Raw genomic sequence first — 18,762 nt, forward strand, 5'->3', positions numbered from 1 at the left:
AAGGGAGTGTACGCATAGAACCTTTTGGGCGTGCCACAGTCGCCGTAAATTTTGTAACGGACTGTTACACTCGCTTTTGTTACAAACTCGACGATTGAACAAACGCGCTAAGATGCCGCCATGGAAACCAAGAACCCATCCAAAATTCTCGTCGTCGACGACGACCCGCGCCTGCGCGATTTGCTGCGCCGTTATCTGGGCGAGCAAGGCTTCAACGTGTATGTCGCGGAAAACGCGCCGTCGATGAACAAACTCTGGGTGCGCGAGCGCTTCGATCTGCTCGTGCTCGACCTCATGCTGCCCGGCGAAGACGGTCTTTCCATCTGCCGCCGCCTGCGCGGCAGCAACGACCGCACGCCGATCATCATGTTGACGGCCAAGGGCGAGGACGTGGACCGCATCGTCGGTCTGGAAATGGGCGCGGACGACTACTTGCCGAAGCCGTTCAACCCGCGCGAACTCGTCGCGCGCATTCACGCGGTGCTGCGCCGCCAGACGCCGTCGGAGTTGCCGGGCGCGCCGTCCGAAACCACCGAGGTATTCGAGTTCGGTGAATTCGCGCTGAATCTCGCCACGCGCACGCTTACCAAGAACGGCCAGGAGATTCCGCTGACCACGGGCGAATTCTCGGTGCTGAAGGTGTTTGCACGGCATCCGCGTCAGCCGCTCTCGCGCGAAAAGCTGATGGAACTCGCGCGCGGCCGTGAATACGAAGTGTTCGACCGCAGTCTCGACGTACAGATTTCCCGCCTGCGCAAGCTGATCGAGCCGGACCCGAGCAGCCCGCGTTTCATCCAAACGGTGTGGGGCCTGGGCTACGTGTTCATTCCCGACGGCGCGGCCTGATGCCTCATGCTTTGACGCGAGTCCGCCACGCTTTTTTTCCTCCATCGAGCCGAACCCGATAGACCCATGCGCATCGACAGGCGGCTATTGGCGCTTGCGTTCGGCGGCCTGTTCTGGCGAACCTTCGCGCTGATCGCGCTGCTCATCGCGGTCAGTCTCACGGCATGGTTCCAGAGCTTTCGAGTGATCGAGCGGGAGCCGCGCGCGCAGCGCGTGGCGCTTCAGCTCGTCGCCGTGGTCAAGCTCACGCGCACGGCCCTGCTCTATTCCGATCCCGATCTTCGTCGCGCGCTCCTGCAGGACCTGGAGAGCAACGAAGGCGTGCGCGTGTATCCGCGCGAGACCACCGACAAATATCGCCTGCAGCCGGATGAATCGCTCAACCGTCTGATCGAGCGCGACGTGCGCGGACGCCTTGGCAACGACACGATCATCGCGCAATCCGTGAACGAGATTCCCGGCGTGTGGATCAGCTTCAAGATCGACGACGACGACTATTGGGTCGCGCTCGACCGCGATCAACTGGATACCGTCACCGGTCTGCAATGGGCCGGCTGGGGCGTTTTCGCGCTCGCGCTGTCGCTCTTCGGCGCGGCGTTTATCACGAGTCTCGTGAACCGGCCGTTCGCGCGACTGGCGCTCGCCGCGCGCAAGGTCGGTTCGGGACAATCGCCCGAGCCCTTGCCGGAGCGCGGCATGGGCGTCGCCGCGGAAACCAATCGAAGCTTCAACCAGATGGTGCAAGACCTCGAACAGCTCGAAGCGGACCGCGCGCTGATGCTCGCGGGCATTTCGCACGATCTGCGCACGCCGCTCGCGCGTTTGCGGCTCGAAACCGAAATGAGCCCTTCGGACGAAGCCACCAAGCTCGCGATGATCGACGACATCGAACAGATGGACATGATCATCGGGCGCTTCCTCGACTACGCGCGGCCGATGCAGCGCATGCCCGAGGCCGTCGATCTCTCGATGATCGCGAGCGAACTCGTCGCGCGCTTCCAGGCCGACGAAGGCGTCGTGATGCGCACCGACCTCGCGCCCGGCGCGGTGATCGAAGGCGACCCGACGGATGCGCGCCGCGTGGTCGGCAATCTGCTCGAAAACGCGCGCAAGTACGGGCGCAGCGAACAGGACGACATCGCGCGGATCACCGTGCTTACGCGCGTCACGCACGGCAAGGTCGAACTCTCGGTGATGGACGAAGGCCGCGGCATCCCCGACGATCAGGTCGCGCTCATCACACGGCCCTTCTATCGTGTCGACGCCGCGCGCACGCAAGCGAACGGCACGGGTCTCGGCATGGCGATCGTGCAGCGGCTCGTCTCGCGTCAGCGCGGCACGTTGCGCCTGCGCAATCGCACGCCGCTTGCGGGCTTCGAAGTCACCATCGATTTCCCGGTGATGAAAGGCGCACGTTTCGACGGCGTCTGACACCTCCCGCGTTTCCTGGAAATTCGTCAAAAACTATTCGAAGTTATAGTCAAATACTATTGCTTCGATTTAGTGATACGCTTAATATGGATTTGTGCAGCGCGATGGCATGACGATTGTTTTCATGTCCGCGTTACGAAGATTCAGTAGCCTCATTTTGCGTTTGTCCTTTCAACGAACACAGGAGTCACTGCATGAAGACCGTTGGCGATAAAGTCGAAGCATTCACCGTCACCGCTGCCAAGCCGGGTTTCAATCACCACGAAGAAAACGGCCAGTCGGCATTCGAAGAAATCACCGAGCAGTCGTTTCCGGGCAAGTGGAAAATCATCTACTTCTACCCGAAGGACTTCACGTTCGTCTGCCCGACTGAAATCGTCGAGTTCGGCAAGCTGGCAAAGGACTTCGAAGACCGCGACGCCATTTTGCTCGGCGGCAGCGTCGACAACGAGTTCGTCAAACTCGCATGGCGTCGTGAACACAAGGACCTGAACAAGCTGAACCACTACTCGTTCGGCGACGTGAAGGGCGAACTCATCGACCAGCTCGGCGTGCGCGACAAGGAAGCCGGCGTGGCGCTGCGCGCGACGTTCATCGTCGATCCCGACAACGTCATTCAGCACGTCTCGGTCAATAACCTGAATGTCGGCCGCAATCCGGAAGAAGTGCTGCGTATTCTCGACGGCCTGCAAACGGACGAACTCTGCCCGTGCAATCGCGCGGTCGGCGGCTCGACGCTTTAATCGCACGAGCCTTTGAGCGCCTGAGGCAACGCCCGTAGCCCGCCCTCTTTCGAGCGCCCGCTTGGAAGCCGGCGGGCTTTATTGACGCCATCGAATAAGGAGAACGCATGGAATTCCTGTCATCGATCAAGGAGCTGGTGCCGGACTACGCGAAAGACATTCGCCTGAATGTCGACGGGACGATCGCCCGTTCGTCGCTGGAAGGCAACGACGCGGTCGGCGTCGCGCTCGCCGCCGCGTATGCCGCGAAGGCGACGAAGATCGTGAATATCATCCGCGAGTCGGGTGTCATGGCGCCGGAAGAAGTCAATGCCGCGCTCACGGCGTCCGCGCTGATGGGCATGAACAACGTCTGGTATCCGTACCTGGAGATGGCCGACAACGCCGATCTCAAGACGCAGCCGGCTGGACTGCGCATGAACGCGTATGCATCGCACGGCGGCGTCGACAAGCGGCGCTTCGAGATGTACGCGCTCGCGGCGTCGATCATCGGCAAGTGTCACTTCTGCGTGAAGTCGCACTACCAGAATCTCGTCACCGAAGGCATGTCGACGACCCAGTTGCGCGATGTCGGGCGCATCGCGGCCGTGATCAACGCGGTGGCGCTCGCCATCGAGGCCGAGGCGAAGTAAGCCCTTGACGCCACGCGCGCGTGGCGTTCGATTTCAACTATCGATCGACGTGCGCCGCAACAGCACCGCGGCCTGCGCCTCGATACCTTCCTTGCGGCCGAGATAGCCGAGCTTTTCGTTGGTCTTCGCTTTCACGTTGACGCGATCGACGGCCAAGTCCAAGTCTTCCGCGATATTCGCGCGCATCGCCTCGATGTGCGGCGCGAGCTTCGGCGCCTGCGCGATGATCGTGCTGTCGATATTGGCGATGGCGAAACCCGCTTCCGACACGCGCTTGAACGCTTCGCGCAGCAGCACGCGGCTGTCGGCGCCGGCGAATTCCGTCGCGGTATCCGGAAAGTGCCGGCCGATATCGCCGAGCGATGCCGCGCCGAAGAGCGCGTCGGTGATGGCGTGCAGCAGCACGTCCGCGTCCGAATGGCCGAGCAGGCCGCGTTCGTAGGGAATCGTCACGCCGCCGATGATGAGCGGGCGGCCCTCGACGAGCTGATGTACGTCGTATCCCTGTCCGATTCTGAAATCCATCGATGCAACCTTGCTGTAGAAAGTGTGTGTCGGAGCCGTCAGGCCTTCGTGGCGAGCATCGCGCCCGCGAGCGCGAAGTCTTCCGGATAGGTCACCTTGAAGTTGCGCAGGCTGCCCTGAACTAATCGCGGCGAGTGGCCGAGCCATTCGATTGCGCTCGCTTCGTCCGTGAGATCGTGACCGTCGTGACGCGCACGTTCGATCGCTTCGCGCAACATGCCGAGGCGGAACATCTGCGGCGTTTGCGCCTGCCAGAGCCCGTCGCGCGATTCCGTGCGGGCGACGCGCGGGTGGTCATCCGCTGCATCGGGCATGCTCGGTGCGACCCGTTTCAGCGTATCCGCGACCGGCAATGCGAGAATGCCGCCCACGGCGTCGTGACGCAGGGCGCCGACGAGCTTGCGAATCAGTTCCGGCGTAATGCCGGGACGCGCGGCGTCGTGGACGAGCACCCAGTCGTCGTCGCGTGCGCCGAAATCGGCCAGCGCGACGAGACCGTTATACACCGATGCCTGTCGTGAAGCCCCGCCACAGCGCTGCACCGCGAAGCGCAGGCCGGCAAAGCGGCGCGCATCGAAGTGATGATCGTCGGGAGCGAGTACGACGAGGGTCTGCGAGAATTCCGAACACGCGTCGAAGGCGGATAACGTGTAACCAAGCATCGGGCGGCCCGCGACGGTCTGATATTGCTTCGGCATGGGTGCGCCGGAGCGGCTGCCGTTGCCGGCGCACGGAATCAGCGCGAACAGGCGCGAGGTAGTGGCGGGTGAAATCGTTGGCGCAGTAGACGGCGCATTTGACGAATTTGCAGTCGTAGTCACGGGCAGATCACTGAGCCAGGTCAAAGTGGAGCCCGGATTTTATAATAGGTCTTTAGCGACCACGTCCGGCGCGTCCTCGAAGAGGGCGAAAGAGCCGACGGTTAATTGCATATATATGTCCTCGAAAGCCGTCAACGCGCAGTCCAGTTCTCCCATCCCGCTCGTGAAAGCGGGTCAGCGCTTTGTCTTCGACGGTGCGCCCGGTTCATCCGATGCCCTCGTCATCGCGCGGTATTACACGGCTAATCGCGAGTCCGTGCGGCTCTTGACGGTGCTCTGCGCAAGCGCGGTCGATGCGCAACGCCTCGCAACCGAAATCCCCTACTTCGCGCCGGATGCCCGCGTGCGTCTCTTGCCGGACTGGGAAACGCTGCCGTACGACACGTTCTCGCCGCATCAAGACCTCGTGTCCGAGCGTCTCGCGACGCTGCACGATCTCGGCGAAGGACGTTGCGACATCCTGCTCGTGCCGGCGACCACGGCGCTTTATCGCATGCCGCCCGCGTCGTTTCTCGCGGCTTACACGTTTTCGTTTACGCAGGGCGAGCGCCTCGACGAAAGCAAGCTCAAGGCGCAGTTGACGCTCGCGGGTTACGAGCACGTGAGTCAGGTCGTGCGTCCCGGCGAATATTGCGTGCGCGGCTCGCTGATCGACCTTTATCCAATGGGCTCGCCGCTGCCGTATCGCCTCGACTTGTTCGACGATCAGGTCGATTCCATCCGCGCCTTCGATCCCGACACGCAACGCAGCCTGTATCCCGTGCGCGACGTGCGCCTCTTGCCGGGCCGCGAATTTCCGTTCGACGAAGCCGCGCGCACCGCGTTTCGCAGCCGCTGGCGCGAAGTGTTCGAGGGCGATCCGAGCCGGTCGCAGATTTACAAGGACATCGGCAGCGGCGTGCCGTCGGCGGGCATCGAATATTACTTGCCGCTCTTCTTCGACGACACCGCAACCCTCTTTCACTATCTGCCGGAGAACTCGCAACTCGCGTTCGTCGGCGACATGGACGCCGCGATCAAACGCTTCACGGCCGACACGAAGCAGCGCTACAACTTTCTTTCGCATGATCGCGAGCGGCCTTTGCTCGAACCGCGCCGCCTCTTTCTCAGCGACGACGACTTCTTCACGTTCGCCAAGCCATTCGCGCAACTGAAGTTCCCGGCGTCGCCCGAAGGCGGCTGGGCCGTGCCGCTGCCAGGGCTTGCTATCGACCGCCACGCGGACGAACCGTTGCTCGCGCTGCGCCATTATCTGGAGCGGACCGAAAACCGCGTGATGCTGGTCGCGGAATCGGCGGGACGGCGCGAAGCCATCCAGCAATTGCTCGTCGATAACGGCTTGCGCGGCGAACTGCGCGACACGTTCCAGGAATGGCTCGGCGCGGATGCCAAATTCACGCTCGGCATAGCGCCGCTCGCGAACGGTTTTTCGTTGCCGGAAGCGAAGCTGTCTATCGTCACCGAGACCGAGCTCTACGGGCCGCTCGCGCGCCGCGCCGGACGCCGCCGCCAGGAACAGGCGAGCAATGTCGATTCGATGGTGCGCGATCTCGCCGAACTGAAAATCGGCGATCCGGTGGTACACGCGCAGCATGGCATCGGCCGATACATGGGTCTCGTGTCCATGGACCTCGGCGAAGGCGAAACCGAGTTTCTGCACCTCGAATACCAGAACGACGCCAAGCTCTACGTGCCCGTCGCGTTGTTGCATGTGATTTCGCGCTATAGCGGCGCCGATCCCGAAAGTGCCCCGCTCCACACGCTCGGTTCGGGCCAATGGGAAAAAGCCAAACGCAAGGCCGCGCAGCAGATTCGCGATACCGCAGCCGAACTGCTCAACCTCTACGCCCGCCGCGCCGCGCGCGAAGGCTACGCGTTCAAGCTCGATCCACGCGACTACGTGAAGTTCGCCGAGAGCTTCGGCTTCGAGGAAACGCCCGACCAGGGCGCCGCGATTGCCGCGGTGATCGGCGACATGACGAGCGGCAAGCCGATGGATCGGCTCGTGTGCGGCGATGTCGGCTTCGGCAAGACGGAAGTGGCCTTGCGCGCGGCGTTCATCGCGGTAATGGCGGGCAAGCAAGTGGCGATACTTTCCCCCACCACGCTGCTCGCCGAACAGCATACGCAGACTTTCACCGACCGCTTTTCCGACTGGCCCGTGCGGATTGCCGAACTGTCGCGCTTCAAGAGTTCGAAGGAAGTCACGCAGTCGATCGCGCAGATCAACGAAGGCAGTGTGGATATCGTCATCGGCACGCACAAGCTGTTGTCGTCGGATGTGAAGTTCAAGCGGCTCGGGCTCGTGATCATCGACGAGGAACATCGCTTCGGCGTGCGGCAGAAGGAAGCGCTCAAGGCGTTGCGTGCGGAAGTGGATGTACTCACGCTCACCGCGACGCCCATTCCACGCACGCTCGGCATGGCGCTCGAAGGCCTGCGCGACTTCTCCGTGATCGCGACCGCGCCGCAGAAGCGCCTTGCCATCAAGACCTTCGTGCGGCGCGAGGAAGACGGCGTCATTCGCGAAGCCATGCTGCGCGAGCTGAAACGCGGCGGGCAAGTCTACTTCCTGCATAACGAAGTGGAAACCATCGAGAATCGCCGTTCCATGCTCGAAGCACTCGTGCCCGAAGCGCGCATTGCCGTGGCGCACGGCCAGATGCACGAGCGCGAACTCGAACGCGTGATGCGCGATTTCGTCGGCCAGCGCGCGAACGTGCTGCTGTGCACGACCATCATCGAAACGGGTATCGACGTGCCGAGCGCGAACACCATCATCATGCATCGCTCGGACAAGTTCGGTCTCGCGCAGCTGCACCAGTTGCGCGGGCGTGTCGGGCGTTCGCACCATCAGGCTTATGCGTATCTGCTCGTGCACGACCCGCAGTCGCTGACCAAGCAGGCGCAGCGCCGGCTCGAAGCCATTCAGCAGATGGAGGAACTCGGCTCGGGCTTCTATCTGGCCATGCACGACCTCGAGATTCGCGGCACGGGCGAAGTGCTCGGCGACAAGCAATCGGGCGAGATTCACGAGATCGGTTTTCAGCTTTACACCGACATGCTCAACGACGCCGTGCGCGCACTGAAGGAAGGCCGCGAGCCGGATCTCAACGCGCCGCTCGCCGCCACGACCGAGATCAATCTGCACGCACCGGCCATCTTGCCCGCCGACTATTGCGCGGACGTACAAGAGCGTCTTTCGCTCTACAAGCGGCTTGCGAACTGCGAATCGAGCGATGCCATCGACGGCATTCTCGAAGAGCTCGTCGACCGCTTCGGCAAGTTGCCGCCGCAAGCGCATGCGCTCGTGGAGACGCATCGGTTGCGGCTTGCGGCGAAGCCGCTCGGTATCTCGAAGATCGACGCCAACGAGAGTTCCATCGGCTTGCAGTTCGTGCCGAATCCGCCTGTCGATGCCATGAAGATCATCGAGATGGTGCAGAAGAACAAGCACATCAAGCTCGCGGGACAGGACAAGTTGCGCATCGAAACGCGCAGCCCCGATCTCGCGGTGCGCATTGCCACGGTGAAGGAAACGTTGCGCGCGCTCGGCGCGCCGGTGCGGCAGTCGGCGGCCGTGGCGCGCTAGGTTCATCCGGCGCGTGGGTATCGACGGGAGGCACGGCGCGCGCATCGACCGGAAGAAGGGTCAAGCGCCCCGCCCGACGCACCCCGTCATTGCCGCACTTTTGAAAGGCAGTGACGGGAGCCATGCCGCAGCGCATATATTGACCGGAAGGTCAGCAAGCGTGGTTTCGGCTATGATCGGCTTCTACCCCGCAGGAGCGAAAAATGTCCCAAATCGCCGCTGAGGCGCAACAAGCCACGACCTCCGCCACGCCTCAATCCTTGCCTTGGATCGAACGTCTCGTTTCCTTCGATACAGTCAGCCGCAATCCCAACCTCGGCCTCATCGAAACCGTGCGCGACGAACTGCGCAAGGCGGGTGTCGAAGCCAGCATCACGACCGATTCACGCGGCCAGTGGGCCAATCTCTTCGCCACGGTGCCCGCGCACGACGGTCAGACGAACGGCGGCATCGTGCTGTCGGGACACACCGACGTGGTGCCGGTCGACGGTCAAAATTGGAAAAGCGATCCTTTCAAGCCCGAAATCCGCGATGGTCTGCTCTACGGTCGCGGCACCTGCGACATGAAGGGGTTCATCGGCGCGGCACTCACAATGCTGCCGAAGATGCAGGCGACAAAGCTCGCCAAGCCGATCCACTTCGCGCTTTCGTTCGATGAAGAAGTAGGCTGCGCGGGCGCGCCGCTCATGATCGCCGACTTGCAAAAGCGCGGCGTCAATCCGGATGGCTGTATCGTCGGCGAACCGACTTCCATGCGCCCGGTCATCGCACACAAGGGCATCAACGCGTTCCGCTGCTGCGTGCGTGGCTTTGCGGCGCATTCGTCGCTTACGCCGAAGGGGCTGAATTCGATCGAGTACGCCGCGCGCCTCATCTGCTTCATTCGCGACGTCGCCGATGAATTCCGCGCCAAGGGCCCGTTCGACGAGTTCTACGACGTACCCTTCACCACCGCGCAGACGAGCACGATCAAGGGCGGCAACGCGCTCAACACCGTGCCCGCGGAATGCACTTTCGACTTCGAATTCCGCAACTTGCCGACCATCGACCCGGACCCTATCTTCAAGCGCATCGAAGCGTTCGCGCGCGACACGCTCTTGCCGAAAATGCAGAAGGAGCACGAGAACGCGGCCATCGAATTTTCGAAGATCGCCGCCGCGCCCGGACTCGACGCCACCGAGCAGGCCGCCATTACGCAACTCGTGCGCGCGCTCACCGAGAATCAGGAGAAGCGCAAGGTCGCTTACGGCACCGAAGCGGGACTTTTCGCGATTGCGGGCGTGCCGAGCATCGTGTGCGGACCGGGCAACATCGAACAGGCGCACAAGGCGAACGAATACGTGTCGCTCGACCAACTCGTCGCTTGCGAAGCGTTTCTCGGCAAGTTCATCCATAGCATGTCGGTCGAAGCCCAGGCGCGCTAGTCATCGACCGTCGCACGATCCATCGAGCCATGTCCACAGCAACGCATTCCGACCATACGATCGACGGCACGCCCATTCCGACCCTCGACGAGATCGCCGAGCAGCATATGGCGCTCACGCCCTGGGTAGCGCGCACGCCGATCTTCGAGCGGCACGATTTTCCGACGCTCGAAGGCACACCCGTCACGTTCAAGTTCGAGCTGCTGCAGGCAAGCGGCACGTTCAAGGCGCGTGGCGCGTTCTCGAACATCCTCGCGCTCACCGACAGCGAACGCGCGGCAGGCGTGACGTGCGTGTCGGCGGGCAATCATGCGGTCGCGGTGGCTTACGCGGCGCAGCGCATGGAAGTGGGCGCGAAGGTGGTCATCACGAAGAACGCCAGTCCGACGCGCATCGCGCTTTGCCGGCGCTTCGGCGCGGAAGTCGTGCTGGCGGAAAATGTGATCGAGGCCTTCGAGATCGTGCGGCGCATCGAGGCCGAGGAAGGACGCTTCTTCGTGCATCCGTTCAATGGTTATCGAACGGTGCTGGGCACGGCGACGCTCGGTTACGAGTGGACGTCGCAGGCGCCGGATCTCGATGCGGTCATCCTGCCAATCGGCGGTGGCGGGCTGTCCGCCGGCGTTTCGACCGCCATGCGTCTCGCCAACCCTTCGCTGCATGTCTATGGCGTGGAACCGGAAGGCGCGGATGCGATGAGCCGCAGCTTCGCCGCCAATCACACGATCAAGCTGAGTTCCCTGCACAGCATCGCCGATTCATTGATGGCGCCGCATACCGAGCAATACAGCTATGAACTGTGCAGGCGACATATCGACGAGATCGTCACCGTATCGGACGACGCGTTGCGGCACGGCATGCGGCAGTTGTTCAACGAACTGAAGCTGGCTGTGGAACCGGCGTGCGCGGCGGCGACCGCCGCGCTGCTCGGACCGTTGCGCGAGCGGCTGCAAGGCAAGCGCGTGGGCGTGTTGCTGTGCGGAACCAACACGGACCCGGCGACGTTCGCGACGCATTTGGCGAGTACGTGAAGTGCCATTGCAGGCGCTGCGTGGAACCGAAGCATCTGGCAATTGCTGGCAATTGCTCGATGCTCACAGTGACATCGTAGGTAAAAAGCGGCTTTAAGCGGCGCTTGCCGTGTTCAGGCGAACACGCGGAAAAGCGCCACTCTCGCGGTTCCTCGTCAACGAGAGCAGACTAACGCGCCTGCGTTCACAGCACCTCGGCCAGCCTTCTGCGCTCATTGCGCTGCATGAAGTAATTCGCGGCGATCACCCCGACCGTCACCAGCGCGATGAACAACGTCGCGAGCGCATTCATTTCCGGATTCAGCCCAAGCCGCACGCGCGAAAACACGACGAGTGGCAGCGTGGTCGATCCCGGTCCCGACAGAAACGCGGAAAGCACGAGATCGTCAATCGACAAGGTGAACGACAGCAGCCAACCCGCCACGAGCGCCTGCGATATCAGCGGCAGCGTGATCGCGAAGAACACGCGCAGCGGTGTCGCGCCGAGATCGAGCGCGGCCTCTTCCAGCGACGGATTCAGCTCCCGCACGCGTGACTCCACGATGATCGCCACATACGAGATGCACAGCATCACGTGGCCGATCCAGATGGTGAAGAGCCCGCGCCCCGCCGGCCAGCCGATCAGCTTGGCCATCTCCACGAAAAGCAGCAGCAACGAGATGCCCTGAATGACCTCGGGAATCACGAGCGGCGCGTTGATCATGCCCGTGTAGAGCGTGAAGCCGCGAAAGCGTCCCATGCGCGCGAGCACGAACCCCGCCCACGTGCCGATCACGACCGACGCGCACGCCGTCAGAAACGCGATGCGCAACGACAGCCATGCCGCCGCGATAAGCTCGTCGTCGTACCAGAGCGCCTTGTACCAGCGCAGCGAAAACTCCGTCCACACGGTGACGAGCTGCGACTCGTTGAACGAATAAACGATCAGACTGAGGATGGGGATATACAGAAACGCGAACCCGATTCCGAGCGCGGTGATCTGCAGCGGACGGCTCGGCTTGATCATCGTTTCTCCTCCAGTTGCTTCGCCTGGAAGTGCTGGAAAAGCGCCATCGGCACGAGCAGGAGGAGCACCATCGCGCAGGTGACTGAGGATGCCATCGGCCAGTCGGCGTTATCGAAGAACTCGTTCCACATGACGCGGCCGATCATCAAGGTATCCGCGCCGCCGAGCAGCTCGGGAATGACGTATTCGCCCACCGCCGGAATGAACACGAGCAGACATCCGGCGATAATCCCGTTCTTCGACAGCGGCAAGGTAATCTGCAGGAACGCCTTCCAGGGCTTGGCGCCGAGATCGTAAGCGGCTTCGAGCAAGGTGAGATCCATCTTCACGAGATGCGCGTAAAGCGGCATGACGAGAAACGGCAAGTACGAATACACCATGCCGATATAAACCGCGACATTCGTGTGATAAAGCTCGATTGGCGAATGGATGAGGCCGATCGACATCAGGAAGTTGTTGAGCAAGCCGTTGTTCTTGAGAATGCCGATCCACGCGTAGACGCGTATCAGGAACGACGTCCAGAACGGCAGCATGACGGCCATCATCAGCAGATTGCGCGAGGCCGGATTCGCCCGCGCGATGTAATACGCCATCGGATAGCCGATCACGAGGCACAGCAAGGTCGAAACCGCCGCGACCAGCAGCGAATTCATGTAGGTCGCGAAGTACAGGCTGTCGGTGACGAGAAACGCGTAGTGCGAGAAATCGAGCGCGATATTCAGCACACCCTCTTTCAACGCCACGATATCCGTGTACGGGGGAATGCCAAGCTGGCTGTCCGCGAAGCTGATCTTCACGACGAGCAGGAACGGCACGAAAAATAGCAGCAACAGCCACATGAACGGCCCGGCGATGACCGCGGTGCGGCCGCTCACGCCCATGCGGTCGAGCAGTTTCATCATCATGCCGTCAGCACCACGCCCGCCGACGCGCTCCAGCGCACGTAGACTTCATCGTCGAAAGTGGGGGAATCGATTTCGCCGAGCGCGAGGCTCGATACGTTCGCGACTACCGTCTTGCCGCTTTCGAGCGTCACGTGATAGAGCGTGTAGCCGCCCATGTAAGCGATATTCGTCACATGCCCGCGGCCCCAGTTGAACGCGCCCTCGGGCGGCTTTCTCATGAGCGCGATACGTTCCGGGCGCACCGAGATGGTCACCGGCATGCCGAGCGGCCCGGTAATGCCGTGGTTCACATAGAGCCTGACCGGCAGTTCCGGCGACTCCACGAAAATATGGTCTGGCTCGTCCTCGACCACGTTGCCGTCGAAGAGATTGGTCGAACCGATGAACTGCGCCGAGAAGCGGCTGTTCGGATACTCGTAGACCTCGTGCGGCGTGCCGATCTGCACGATACGCCCTTCGCTCATCACGGCGAGGCGCCCGGCCATGGTCATCGCCTCTTCCTGATCGTGCGTGACCATGATGCAGGTGACGCCCACCTGATCGAGGATGTTGACGAGTTCCATCTGCGTGCGCTGGCGAATCTGCTTGTCGAGCGCGGACATGGGTTCGTCGAGCAAGAGCAGCTTGGGACGCTTGACGAGGCTGCGCGCGAGCGCCACGCGCTGCTGCTGGCCGCCCGACAACTGATGCGGCTTGCGCTTCGCATACTGGCCCATCTGCACGAGTTCGAGCGCGGCTTGCACGCGCTCCTTGAGTTCGCCACCGCGCACGCCTTCCTGCTTCAAACCGAATGCGACGTTCGATTCCACGCTCATGTGCGGAAAGAGCGCGTAGGACTGAAACATCATGTTCACCGGCCGGCGATACGGCGGCATCTGCGCGAGGTCTTCGCCTTCGATCAGAATCTGCCCTTCGGTGACGGTCTCGAGCCCGGCGAGCATGCGCAACAGCGTGGACTTGCCGCAGCCGGAACTGCCGAGCAGCGCAAACAGTTCGCCCTTCGCAACCGACAGGTCGACGCCCCTCACGGCCACCGTCTCGCCGAACTTCTTCACGACGCCGACGACCTGCACGAAGTTGTCGTCCGACACGAGTCCGGTGGACGGAAAATTGTCCGGCGCTTGTCTGCCGGAATTAGGCGCTGCCTTCAACGCGCTCGACTGCTCACTCATGATTGCCTGTTCGACTCCCGCAACTTGTCCTTCATCGATGACTTCGTCTGCCCGGCTACGCGACGATCACGAACAAAGCCCCCGGAGGTCCAGGGGCTTCGTCGGTTCAAAGCATAACCCGCTTTTGCAAACTAGCGGCCGGATTTGAGTTCGGTCCACAAGCGCGTCTGCAGACGCTGGATTTCGGGCGGCAACGGCTTGAGCAGGAACAGCGTCTTGATGACATCCTGCGGCGGATAGACAGCCGGATCGTTCGCCACGTCCTTGTCGACGTACTTGCGCGCTTCGAGGTTCGCGCTAGGGTAATACACCGCATTCGTGATCGCGGCGTGCACCTGCGGCGTCTCGATGTAGTTGATCCACTCGTGCGCGGCGTCCTTGTTCTTCGCGTCCTTCGGAATGGCCATCACGTCGAACCACACCGGCGCGCCGCCCTTCGGAATGTAGTACTCGATCTTGTAAGCCTTCTTCGCGTCCACGGCGCGATGCTTGGCAATGACGACATCGCCCGACCAGCCGTAGGTGAAGCACACGTCGCCGCCCACCAGGTCGTTGATATAGCCCGACGAGTTGAATTGCGTGATGTACGGGCGAATCTTCTTGAGCATCGCGAGCGCCTCTCGATAATCGGCGGGATTCGTGCTCATCGGGTCCTTTCCGATGTAATGCAGCGCGGCGGCGAACATCTGGTCGGGCGCATCCAGCACGGACACGCCGCACGCCTTCAGCTTCGAAATGTTCTCGGGCTTGAAGAGAATGTCCCAGTTATTGAGTTCGACGTTCGCGCCGAGTATTTTCTTTACCTTGTCGACGTTATAGCCGAGGCCGGTCGTGCCGTACGCCCAGGGCACCGTGTACTTGTTGCCGGGGTCCGCGCCTTCCACCAGCTTCATCAGTTCGGGATCGAGATACTTGAGGTTCGGCAGCTTGGACTTGTCGAGCGGCGCGAAGATGTTTGCCGCGATCTGTTTGCCCGCGTAGTTGCTCGTCGGCACGACGATGTCATAGCCCGAATTGCCCGTCAGCAGTTTGGCCTGCAGCGTGTCGTCGCTGTCGTAGTTGTCGTACTTCACCTTGACGCCGGTTTGCTTGGTGAAGTTGGGGATCGTGTCCTTGGCGATGTAATCCGACCAGTTGTACACGTTGAGCTGCGTGTCTTTCGCCGATGCCGTGAGGGACATCAGCGGCAACAGCGTCGCCGCGCACGCCAGCGCGCCCGCGAATTTGGCCAGCTTGGCCACGGGGGCCGCCAGTTTCTCGTTCATCTCGTTTCTCCCTTGTTCCGACTGTCGACGGCGTCGTGTCGGGCCCAACTCTCAAGGAACGGCCCGCGAACCCCATAAAAACCCGAAAACTACCATTAAACCGAAGCACGACAAAAATAATGTCCGGCTTGTCGCGCGAATCTCACGTGCGTCGAGGGCAGCCGCCTGGTTATAAGGCCTGCCCGTGCCACGGTTCATCGATCTGCTGTACCGAAAGTGCGCGCATTTTAGCGTCTAATGACGCCGTGCGACACCTGATAAAACCACACTCGTCAAAGGGAACCACGCCGCGAAAGCATCGCGAAATGTCATTATCGATGGAAGGGACTTAAGCATCCACGTGCGACCGTCGCTCGTAAAGACACAAGAGCGGCGCGACGGCACGGTTTGAGCCCAATTCCTTGCCTGACGAATAGCCAGCGGAACACTCGTTGCTAGCCAATTCGGATGTGCGTTGATTTTTCCCACGCATTCTCAACCGGCAACGCGTGCGCTCGTGCCGCGGCTTCAGAAGCCGTGACACGACAGCGCTGTTGCAACGCTATTCAAGGCAACCGACCGCATGAACACCAATCCGTCCGCGCTTGCGCAGCTCTCGGCTACCGAGCCCGACGTACCGCCTCAATCCGGCAATCGTCAAGACCGGCCCCGCGCGCCGCGCGGCCGCTGGTACACGTTCGTCGGCGCGGGTTCGCTCGTCGCGGTCGGCTACATGGACCCGGGCAACTGGGCGACGGCGCTGGCGGGTGGCGCGCGTTACGGCTATCAGTTGCTCTTCGTCGTGCTGCTCGCGAGTCTCATGGGCATGCTGCTGCAATGGGTGGCGTCGCGCGTGGGCGTCGTCACCGGCCGCGATCTCGCGCAGTTGTGCCGCGAGCGCTATAGCCGCCGCACGACGCTCGTGCTGTGGCTCGCATGCGAAATCGCCATCATCGCGTGCGACGTGGCCGAAGTCGTCGGCAGCGCGGTCGCCTTGCAGATGCTCTTCGGCGTCTCGCTGACCGCAGGCGTGTTGTTCTCGGCGGTCGGCACTTTCATCATGCTCGCGTTGCAAAGCCGTGGGCAGCGGCCGCTCCAGCGTGCCATCACGGCGATGATCCTTTTCGTCGGCTTCTGTTTCGTCGTCGAACTGGCGCTGGCGCATCCCGTCTGGAGCGATGCCTTGCGTGGCTTCGCGCCCCCGCGCGAGCTTCTGCGCGATGCCGGCATGCTCTGGCTCGCCGCCGGCGTGCTGGGCGCGACCGTCATGCCGCACAACCTTTATCTGCACTCGGCGCTGGTGAAGGAACACGCTCCTCACCACGACGACGCAACCATCGGCCGCGCGCTCAAGGGCGTGAATATCGATACGTTCGCATCGCTCGGGCTGGCGCTTATCGTCAATGCGTCGTTACTGGTGGTGGCCGCGTCGGTGTTTCATGCAAGCGGCCACTTCGATGTCGATGATCTCGCGGACGCGCATCGGCTCATCGCACCGCTCGTGGGAAGCCACTGGGCGGGCATTGCGTTCGCCGCCGCCCTGCTCGCGTGCGGCTTGAACGCGACGGTCACGGGCACGCTCGCCGGTCAGGCAGTGATGGAGGGCTTCCTGCAGCTGAAGATGGCGCGCTGGGCGCGGGCGCTCTTGACGCGTTCGCTTGCCATCGGCCCAGCGCTTTTCGCCGTCGCGAGCTTCGGGCAGCACGGTTCGAATACACTGCTCGTCGCGACTCAGGTCGTGCTGAGTCTGCAATTACCGCTGGCAGTGATTCCGCTCGTGCGCTTCGCTTCCGATGCCGGTCTCATGGGGCGCTGGCGCGTCGCCCGCGTGCCGCTTGCACTTGCTTGGGCTTGTGCAGGACTGATTCTTGCACTGAATGGCGCGCTGTTGTGGCAGATGGTGGGTTCTGTCTGAGCGAAAGGCGTTGGTATCGGCGTCGGCGCCTGGGCAATCCTTTCGCGGGCTTGAGCAAGAAATGCCTGCAAGCGCGATAGTGCGAGTGCCCAACCAATGACTCGGCACAGCGCGCCGCGTCAGCAGCCCTGCCGCACACCCCGACAACAAAACGCCAAACTACCCGATGCATCGTCCAAATTCGTTTGTTTTGCCGACACTCCTTCGTGCGGCTCATGCCCAAACCGGCGCTCGGCGCCGTCTTCGCGCCGCGACGTTCGCACTTGCCACGCTCAGTGCAGCGAGCACGGCGCATGCCACTGTCTCCGTGCTGCAACCGGCACGCGAAGCGGCGGCGTCGCAGCCGCTCGAAATCACGCTGCTTTATACCGATGACGGTAGCAAACCGCTTTCCATCGATGTGCCGAAGCAACTGACGGTGAATCTCACCAATGGCGATCTGCCGCCGGCGCCACTCACGCTCGCCCGCGATCCGAAGGTGCCGGACCATGTGCGCCTCGCGCCTGGGCAGTATCGCCGGGTGCGCTTTACGGCTGCGTGGCCCGAAAGCGCGCGCGGCACGATGAAGATCGATCCGGTCGGCTTCGATGCTTCACCCATGCTCGTCACGCTCAACCGCGGCGATACGCAGACGCAGGTGGTCGCCGCCGAGAAACGCGAAGCGCAGGCGACGACGCCCGCGCAAATGGCCACCGCCACCGCCGCCGCGAACACGACGGCCGTGCCGACGACGACCATCGACACCATGCTGTCCGGCCGCCTTTCGACCTTCGAGCCGATGTACTTCGCCGATGGCGAAAACGGCGACAATCTCGCCAAGTTCCAGTTCAGCTTCAAATACCGGCTGCATCTGCCGGACGACCCGCGCTCGCGCGGCTTCCTCGACAATCTCTACTTTGCGTACACGCAGACGACCATCTGGAACCTCTCCGCGCCGTCCGTCCCGTTTCGCGATACGAGCTATCAGCCGCAGCTTTTCTACTACGTGGAAGACACGGGCGTGAAGAGTCCGTTGTTCACGCGCATGGGCGTGGCGGCGGGTATCGGGCATGAATCGAACGGCAAGAGCGGCGACGAATCGCGCGCGATCAACATCATGTTCGTGCGGCCGACGTGGGATTTTGGCGACCTGAACGGCGAGCATCTGACCATCTCGCCAAAGATCTATTACTACTTGTCGAGAAGCGGGAATCATGACATCGCGGATTATCGCGGCTACACCGACTTCCTGGTCAAATACGGCAGCCCGGATGGGTGGCAGCTCGCAACGACCTTGCGCAAGGGCACGAAGCACTGGTATGGCAGCGTGGATTCGCAGCTCACCTACCCGCTGGCTAAGCTGATCGGCAGCGCATGGGGCGGTTATGTGTTTGCGAGCTACTTCAACGGTTACGGCGAAGATATCCTCGATTACAACCAGCGGCGTCACTGGATCGCGCGAATAGGCTACAGTATTGCCCGCTAATGTCTTTCAA

15 protein-coding genes are annotated in these 18,762 nt (G+C 62.1%); 9 read left to right on the forward strand and 6 right to left on the reverse strand.

What is annotated here, in order from left to right:
- Window positions 1–120 precede the first annotated feature (120 nt).
- The 4 genes from ompR to NCR40_RS06535 all read left to right on the forward strand — a co-directional run bounded on the left by ompR (window position 121) and on the right by NCR40_RS06535 (window position 3,652).
- A complete protein-coding gene (gene ompR, locus NCR40_RS06520; RefSeq protein ID WP_008349770.1) occupies window positions 121–846 on the forward strand; it encodes an osmolarity response regulator transcription factor OmpR in 726 nt (241 codons plus the stop codon).
- Between the two features lie 66 nt (window positions 847–912).
- On the forward strand, window positions 913–2,277 hold the full coding sequence (locus tag NCR40_RS06525) for an ATP-binding protein (RefSeq protein WP_244827933.1): 1,365 nt from the start codon (window positions 913–915) through the stop codon (window positions 2,275–2,277).
- A gap of 194 nt (window positions 2,278–2,471) precedes the next feature.
- On the forward strand, window positions 2,472–3,020 hold the full coding sequence (locus tag NCR40_RS06530; RefSeq protein ID WP_244827934.1) for a peroxiredoxin: 549 nt from the start codon (window positions 2,472–2,474) through the stop codon (window positions 3,018–3,020).
- Between the two features lie 107 nt (window positions 3,021–3,127).
- The gene (locus NCR40_RS06535) at window positions 3,128–3,652 is read left to right on the forward strand and encodes a carboxymuconolactone decarboxylase family protein (protein WP_244827935.1); all 525 of its coding nucleotides are present in this window, start codon (window positions 3,128–3,130) and stop codon (window positions 3,650–3,652) included.
- Between the two features lie 33 nt (window positions 3,653–3,685).
- On the opposite strand, the gene ispF is transcribed toward NCR40_RS06535, so the two are convergent.
- Both ispF and ispD read right to left on the reverse strand, forming a co-directional pair.
- Window positions 3,686–4,177 carry a 2-C-methyl-D-erythritol 2,4-cyclodiphosphate synthase gene (gene ispF, locus NCR40_RS06540; RefSeq protein WP_244827936.1) on the reverse strand — a complete coding sequence of 164 codons (492 nt, stop codon included), beginning with the start codon at window positions 4,175–4,177 and terminating at the stop codon, window positions 3,686–3,688.
- Between the two features lie 38 nt (window positions 4,178–4,215).
- Window positions 4,216–4,875 carry a 2-C-methyl-D-erythritol 4-phosphate cytidylyltransferase gene (ispD, locus tag NCR40_RS06545; RefSeq protein WP_284507717.1) on the reverse strand — a complete coding sequence of 220 codons (660 nt, stop codon included), beginning with the start codon at window positions 4,873–4,875 and terminating at the stop codon, window positions 4,216–4,218.
- Between the two features lie 238 nt (window positions 4,876–5,113).
- On the opposite strand from ispD, the gene mfd reads away from it, so the two are divergent.
- The 3 genes from mfd (at window position 5,114) to NCR40_RS06560 (ending at window position 11,045) form a co-directional block, all read left to right on the forward strand.
- Window positions 5,114–8,590: a transcription-repair coupling factor gene (gene mfd / locus NCR40_RS06550; RefSeq protein ID WP_250509033.1), complete on the forward strand. Its 3,477-nt coding sequence runs from the start codon at window positions 5,114–5,116 to the stop codon at window positions 8,588–8,590.
- Between the two features lie 203 nt (window positions 8,591–8,793).
- On the forward strand, window positions 8,794–10,014 hold the full coding sequence (gene argE / locus NCR40_RS06555) for an acetylornithine deacetylase (RefSeq protein ID WP_244827938.1): 1,221 nt from the start codon (window positions 8,794–8,796) through the stop codon (window positions 10,012–10,014).
- 29 nt (window positions 10,015–10,043) lie between these two features.
- Window positions 10,044–11,045: a threonine/serine dehydratase family protein gene (locus NCR40_RS06560; RefSeq protein WP_244827939.1), complete on the forward strand. Its 1,002-nt coding sequence runs from the start codon at window positions 10,044–10,046 to the stop codon at window positions 11,043–11,045.
- A gap of 184 nt (window positions 11,046–11,229) precedes the next feature.
- Here the strand turns inward: NCR40_RS06560 and NCR40_RS06565 are convergent, their stop codons facing one another.
- The 4 genes from NCR40_RS06565 to NCR40_RS06580 all read right to left on the reverse strand — a co-directional run bounded on the left by NCR40_RS06565 (window position 11,230) and on the right by NCR40_RS06580 (window position 15,393).
- On the reverse strand, window positions 11,230–12,048 hold the full coding sequence (locus tag NCR40_RS06565; RefSeq protein ID WP_244828036.1) for an ABC transporter permease subunit: 819 nt from the start codon (window positions 12,046–12,048) through the stop codon (window positions 11,230–11,232).
- On the reverse strand, window positions 12,048–12,956 hold the full coding sequence (locus NCR40_RS06570; RefSeq protein ID WP_250509034.1) for an ABC transporter permease subunit: 909 nt from the start codon (window positions 12,954–12,956) through the stop codon (window positions 12,048–12,050). The genes NCR40_RS06565 and NCR40_RS06570 overlap by 1 nt, the downstream gene beginning before the upstream one ends.
- Entirely contained in the window at window positions 12,953–14,128 is a 1,176-nt protein-coding gene (locus tag NCR40_RS06575; protein ID WP_244827941.1) for an ABC transporter ATP-binding protein, read from the reverse strand. Before NCR40_RS06575 ends, NCR40_RS06570 begins: the two co-directional genes overlap by 4 nt.
- A gap of 131 nt (window positions 14,129–14,259) precedes the next feature.
- The gene (locus tag NCR40_RS06580) at window positions 14,260–15,393 is read right to left on the reverse strand and encodes a polyamine ABC transporter substrate-binding protein (RefSeq protein WP_250464805.1); all 1,134 of its coding nucleotides are present in this window, start codon (window positions 15,391–15,393) and stop codon (window positions 14,260–14,262) included.
- Between the two features lie 562 nt (window positions 15,394–15,955).
- Between NCR40_RS06580 and NCR40_RS06585 the strand changes: the two genes are divergently transcribed.
- Both NCR40_RS06585 and NCR40_RS06590 read left to right on the forward strand, forming a co-directional pair.
- Window positions 15,956–17,287: an Nramp family divalent metal transporter gene (locus NCR40_RS06585; protein ID WP_250509035.1), complete on the forward strand. Its 1,332-nt coding sequence runs from the start codon at window positions 15,956–15,958 to the stop codon at window positions 17,285–17,287.
- Between the two features lie 166 nt (window positions 17,288–17,453).
- The gene (locus NCR40_RS06590) at window positions 17,454–18,752 is read left to right on the forward strand and encodes a phospholipase A (protein ID WP_502800972.1); all 1,299 of its coding nucleotides are present in this window, start codon (window positions 17,454–17,456) and stop codon (window positions 18,750–18,752) included.
- The last annotated feature ends 10 nt before the right edge of the window (window positions 18,753–18,762 follow it).

The organism is Caballeronia sp. GACF4 (assembly GCF_023631025.1).
Taxonomy (GTDB): domain Bacteria; phylum Pseudomonadota; class Gammaproteobacteria; order Burkholderiales; family Burkholderiaceae; genus Caballeronia.

Coding starts and splice junctions, on each gene's coding strand:
- ompR (WP_008349770.1), top strand. CDS start 121: ATGGAAACCAAGAACCCATCCAAAATTCTCGTCGTCGACGACGACCCG.
- NCR40_RS06525 (WP_244827933.1), top strand. CDS start 913: ATGCGCATCGACAGGCGGCTATTGGCGCTTGCGTTCGGCGGCCTGTTC.
- NCR40_RS06530 (WP_244827934.1), top strand. CDS start 2,472: ATGAAGACCGTTGGCGATAAAGTCGAAGCATTCACCGTCACCGCTGCC.
- NCR40_RS06535 (WP_244827935.1), top strand. CDS start 3,128: ATGGAATTCCTGTCATCGATCAAGGAGCTGGTGCCGGACTACGCGAAA.
- ispF (WP_244827936.1), bottom strand. CDS start 4,177: ATGGATTTCAGAATCGGACAGGGATACGACGTACATCAGCTCGTCGAG.
- ispD (WP_284507717.1), bottom strand. CDS start 4,875: ATGCCGAAGCAATATCAGACCGTCGCGGGCCGCCCGATGCTTGGTTAC.
- mfd (WP_250509033.1), top strand. CDS start 5,114: ATGTCCTCGAAAGCCGTCAACGCGCAGTCCAGTTCTCCCATCCCGCTC.
- argE (WP_244827938.1), top strand. CDS start 8,794: ATGTCCCAAATCGCCGCTGAGGCGCAACAAGCCACGACCTCCGCCACG.
- NCR40_RS06560 (WP_244827939.1), top strand. CDS start 10,044: ATGTCCACAGCAACGCATTCCGACCATACGATCGACGGCACGCCCATT.
- NCR40_RS06570 (WP_250509034.1), bottom strand. CDS start 12,956: ATGATGATGAAACTGCTCGACCGCATGGGCGTGAGCGGCCGCACCGCG.
- NCR40_RS06575 (WP_244827941.1), bottom strand. CDS start 14,128: ATGAGTGAGCAGTCGAGCGCGTTGAAGGCAGCGCCTAATTCCGGCAGA.
- NCR40_RS06580 (WP_250464805.1), bottom strand. CDS start 15,393: ATGAACGAGAAACTGGCGGCCCCCGTGGCCAAGCTGGCCAAATTCGCG.
- NCR40_RS06585 (WP_250509035.1), top strand. CDS start 15,956: ATGAACACCAATCCGTCCGCGCTTGCGCAGCTCTCGGCTACCGAGCCC.
- NCR40_RS06590 (WP_502800972.1), top strand. CDS start 17,454: ATGCATCGTCCAAATTCGTTTGTTTTGCCGACACTCCTTCGTGCGGCT.